This window comes from Methanobrevibacter curvatus (assembly GCF_001639295.1).
Lineage (GTDB): Archaea > Methanobacteriota > Methanobacteria > Methanobacteriales > Methanobacteriaceae > Methanoflexus > Methanoflexus curvatus.
Genome location: NZ_LWMV01000038.1, coordinates 1 through 4,268, shown reverse-complemented (window position 1 = coordinate 4,268; position 4,268 = coordinate 1). Strand labels below are relative to the sequence as shown.

Here is a 4,268-nt window from a genome sequence, read left to right as displayed (position 1 = left end):
CCATTATATATATACCATGCGAAATAAATCCCATGATTTTATAGATTTTAAGTTTTTAAGGAAAAATAAATTGATTTTAGTTAAATAATTTTTTATAAAAAAATAAAATATCTTCCAATAATCTTGTCAAAAATATTTTTATTTATATATGTAAGTTCGCATTCTATGGTAGAATGCGAACCTTTATAAGTAATAAAATAAATATAGTATATTCCCAAAGAAAAATTTATTTTTTAAACTTTCCATTATCAAAACTTTAATTTAAAAAAATTATCCAGTAAAGATTTAAAATTAATAAAAGCATTACTTATAATTTAAATAATATAAAAATGTAATAAAAATTTATAATTTTTTATGAAAAAATTTTTATCATCAAATAAAATTAAGAGATAATGAAAAAATAATGGAATTAATTGATATATAAACTATTGATATTGAAAGTATATACAAAAATTTTTAAAAAAATTATTTAATTGATATTGAAACTATTGATATACTAACTATTGACATACCAACAATATATTAAAAAATTAAAAAAAATAAAATCTAAAGTTAAAATTTGAAGTTAACAAATAAATTAAATATTTTAAACTTTCAAAAAAATGTAAAAATATAAAAAAAGTGATTTAAGTGAATAAAAATATAGAAGAACTTCAAAATCAGCTTAATAACTATTGTGATGAGTTAGATGTCCTTAGAAATCTATCTAATACTACTATTCGTAATTATAAACAGACAAATGAGACATTTATAAAATATTTAAATGAAATGGATCTCAAAATGTCTGAAAATGCTGAGAATATATTAAAAAAATACATAATTTACCTTAAAAAAGATAAAGACAATAGCTATTCAACAATAAACAAATATCTCCAACAAATAATACAATTTCTTAAATACTTAAACATTACAGTAGAAATCCAACTACCAAAGGACAACACTCGAAACAAAAAAATCAAATATCTTAAACCAGATGAAATTCAAGAGGTCTTAAAAACAGTTCCTAAACATAATGTAAGAGATAAAGCTATTATTCAAACATTATATAGAACAGGTTTACGTGTATCAGAATTAAGTAATTTAAAAAAGCAAAATTTAAATCTTAAAAGCACAGATAAAGCAATAGCCATTAATGTTTTTGATGGAAAAGGTGGAAAAGATAGAACAGTCTACATTGATGATTTAACCTTGAAGTTGGTTAACACAATGATTTATAAAAGAACACGGAAAAATAGAACTGATAAAACAGATTATCTGTTTACTAATAACACAGGAGGAAGATTGAGTGAGCGAAGTATTCAAAAGTTAGTTAAAAAATACGCAACAGAAACAGATGAAAGGTTAAATGAAGAAGGGTTAAAGTTAGGCTTAAGTGAGAGATTAACTCCACATACATTAAGACATTCATTTACTATTTATTTGTTAAATTACAGTAACAGACCTATAAATGAAGTCCAACAGCTATTAGGTCATAGTAATATATCCACAACTCAAATTTACAGTAAAGTAGATGATTCAACTATTAAAAATAGCTATGAAAACATTAAATGGGATTAAAATTTTTTTTTTATTGATTATTTCACAATTTTCTTCCATTTCAAGCATGAAAATAATATTTTTTATTATAAAAAAATTATTCCTTAATAATCTTACATCCAACTTCTTTATGGTTTTTTTATCTCTAAAAGCCACAACCACTTTAATTATCTTTTTATTTTTATATTGTCTTCCATACTCTTTTTCCTCAATTTGCTTAAATTCTTTTTTTATCATATGGTCAATAGTATTGTTTTTACTTTGTTTAAATTCTAAGATAAGGACATATTCTCCTTCTTCTATAATTAAATCTGTACTTCCTTTGTTGGAGTGTAATTCACTGTGAGTATGGACTCTTGTGTGTAAAGTATAGTGATTAGCAAAAAATTTTAGTTTTGTTTAAATAGTAATTTTTGAGTTTTTATATTATATTTTTTATATTAAAAATCTTATCTTTATATAAATAAATTTAAATTTTAATATAAAAATATTATTGTAAAATTTCTAAAATTTTAATTAGAAATAAATGCGAACTACTATAATAAAAATATAATAGAATGATAGTATTTTTCATCATCACCTTTTAATTCATAAGGAACATGGGAAAGATAATCTCCAATTGTTTTAATAATATTTTCCTCATCTCATCCAATTGTATATTTTAATAACTTATCACCATATTCTAAAAAATTTATGTAAGAAATACTGGAATATTGATTAATAAGATTTTCAAATAATGCTGATTCCACTTTAAAATTTGGAATTTTTAAATCATAAATGGCTCCAATTCTTTCTCTTTTGAATTTTTCTACAGTTAAATATCCTGTTTGAAACAAAAGTACTTCTTCTTTAATATTATCTGAACTTGGATTTTTAATTTCATCGTCAGTTGCACTGCTTGGTTCAGCAATAGATTTAATAGTGTACTTACTCATTGGATAATCAACTAAAACACTTGGAGTATCTGTATTGAACCAATTTTTTGAGAATCTTTCTTCATCAAAACATAACCATGTTGAAAATGAGTTGTAAATAGTTTCTTTTCCATTCCAACTGTAACCATCATAGTATAATTTTATATAATTTAAACATTCATTTAACTGTAATCTAGTTTCTTTGATAATTTTTCAAGAGCAAAATAAGAAAAATTATAAAAAATATACAATAGAAAAAAATATTATAAACAGGCAGTCCATAAAATATATAATTTAAATGAAAAGAAGAGCTTTATTTAAATTAATTTCTGTATTTTTGTAAGCATAAATGTAAAATATGTTATAATGGATAGTAAGAATCTTGATGTTTTCTGTGTTTTAGCCAAGATGCAAGCATGTAGTCGTCAACTGAGTAAAGGGCATTAAAATGGGAAACTATTCCTTTGTTTTTCAATTTTTTAAGAACCATTGAAACTGTTGAATCAGAATAAGGTACTTTTTCAACTAATTCATTCCATTTAAGTGATTCATTATCAATTAAAGTGGTTACTATGTTTTTTTCTTGTTTTGAAAGTGAAGACCATATTGTTATCCATCTAATGGCTATTTGATCTATTTTATTGTAAAATTCATTTATAATATCTTCTTCATTGTAGATTTTGTTGGGTGAGGTTGTATTGCAAAAGCTATTGATATATGCAGGATATCCTCTTGTGCATTTGTAAAACCTTTCAAAGCCTTTATCAGTGAATTTAATGTCTGATATTTTTTCTTTTATATAGTTTTTTGTAGTATTTTTGCTAAATGGCTCAAGGTTTATCTGTATCATTCTACTGCCAAATGCACCATTGATTCCATTTATTTTTTCTACCATTTCGCTTGTAGTAGAAGTAGATCCAGTGAAAATGTAGGATACATTGTCTTGTTTTTGAGTAAAACTTCTAATTAACCAAAAAAATGCATCAGGGGATTTTAATTCTCCTAAAAATTGAAATTCATCTATTATTATTACAAATCCTTTAATTTTACCTTTTGATGAATCTACTATTTTTTGTGGAAATTCCAAGGCAAATCGACTTAATTTTTCATAGTTGTCATTTATTTCTGGTATTGGAATAGAGAGTATTGATCCAGCATCTCTAAAATCGTAGTCTTGGTTTTTTAATTTAGATATTAATGAGCTTACATTCTTGTGTATTTTTTTAAGTCCATGGTCATGATTTTTAATTGTGTTGTTCATTTCTTCAAGAAGTCCTTTCATAACTTCAAGTTCGCTTAATTTTCCTTGAGAGAGGCCATAAAAGACAGATATGTCAATGTAAACTGAAAGAATATTGTCTGGTAGAGTTGTGATGAATTTTTCTAAAAAGAATGATTTTCCAATCCCTCTAAATCCAGTTAAAAGTATTTGATTTGAAACATTTTCATTTAATGAACTAATAAATGTTTTAAGTTGAATCAATTCTTTTTCACGATTATAAAAATATTTATCTATGTTATTTGGAACATTCATAGGAAAAGTTACTATAATAATCACCTTTAAATTAAATTTTTTTCTTATTTTAATTTTATATCCCTCATAAGATATAAAAGTTTTTATTTAGAGTAGCGAAATTTAAAAAAGTGAATATGATAACTTTTAAAAATAATAGTTCAGAAATTTAAAAAAGTTAATTCAATAGCTTTTAAAAATAATAATACAGAAATTTAAAAAAGTATATTTGTAAAAGAAAATATTTTAATTAAATGAATTAAAAGAAGTGGGAAAGAACAAATAAGAATAAATAATTTCATAAT

The 4,268-nt window shown here is 23.1% G+C and carries 3 protein-coding genes and 1 pseudogene; 1 reads left to right on the top strand and 3 read right to left on the bottom strand.

Going from position 1 to position 4,268, the window contains the following annotated elements:
- The first annotated feature begins 630 nt into the window (after window positions 1-630).
- Window positions 631-1,557, top strand: coding sequence for a tyrosine-type recombinase/integrase (locus MBCUR_RS01300; protein ID WP_067089253.1), 927 nt, complete (start codon window positions 631-633; stop codon window positions 1,555-1,557).
- On the opposite strand, the pseudogene MBCUR_RS10535 reads toward MBCUR_RS01300, so the two are convergent.
- The 3 genes and pseudogenes from MBCUR_RS10535 to MBCUR_RS01285 form a co-directional block, all read right to left on the bottom strand.
- Window positions 1,516-1,908: pseudogene (locus MBCUR_RS10535) on the bottom strand (PD-(D/E)XK nuclease domain-containing protein); the annotation flags it as partial. The gene MBCUR_RS01300 and the pseudogene MBCUR_RS10535 sit on opposite strands and share 42 nt — an antisense overlap.
- Window positions 1,909-2,180: 272 nt before the next feature.
- The gene (locus tag MBCUR_RS01290; protein WP_067089248.1) at window positions 2,181-2,471 is read right to left on the bottom strand and encodes a hypothetical protein; all 291 of its coding nucleotides are present in this window, start codon (window positions 2,469-2,471) and stop codon (window positions 2,181-2,183) included.
- A gap of 340 nt (window positions 2,472-2,811) precedes the next feature.
- Window positions 2,812-3,984, bottom strand: a complete 1,173-nt coding sequence (locus tag MBCUR_RS01285) for an AAA family ATPase (RefSeq protein WP_067089245.1) — start codon at window positions 3,982-3,984, stop codon at window positions 2,812-2,814.
- Window positions 3,985-4,268: the final 284 nt, after the last annotated feature.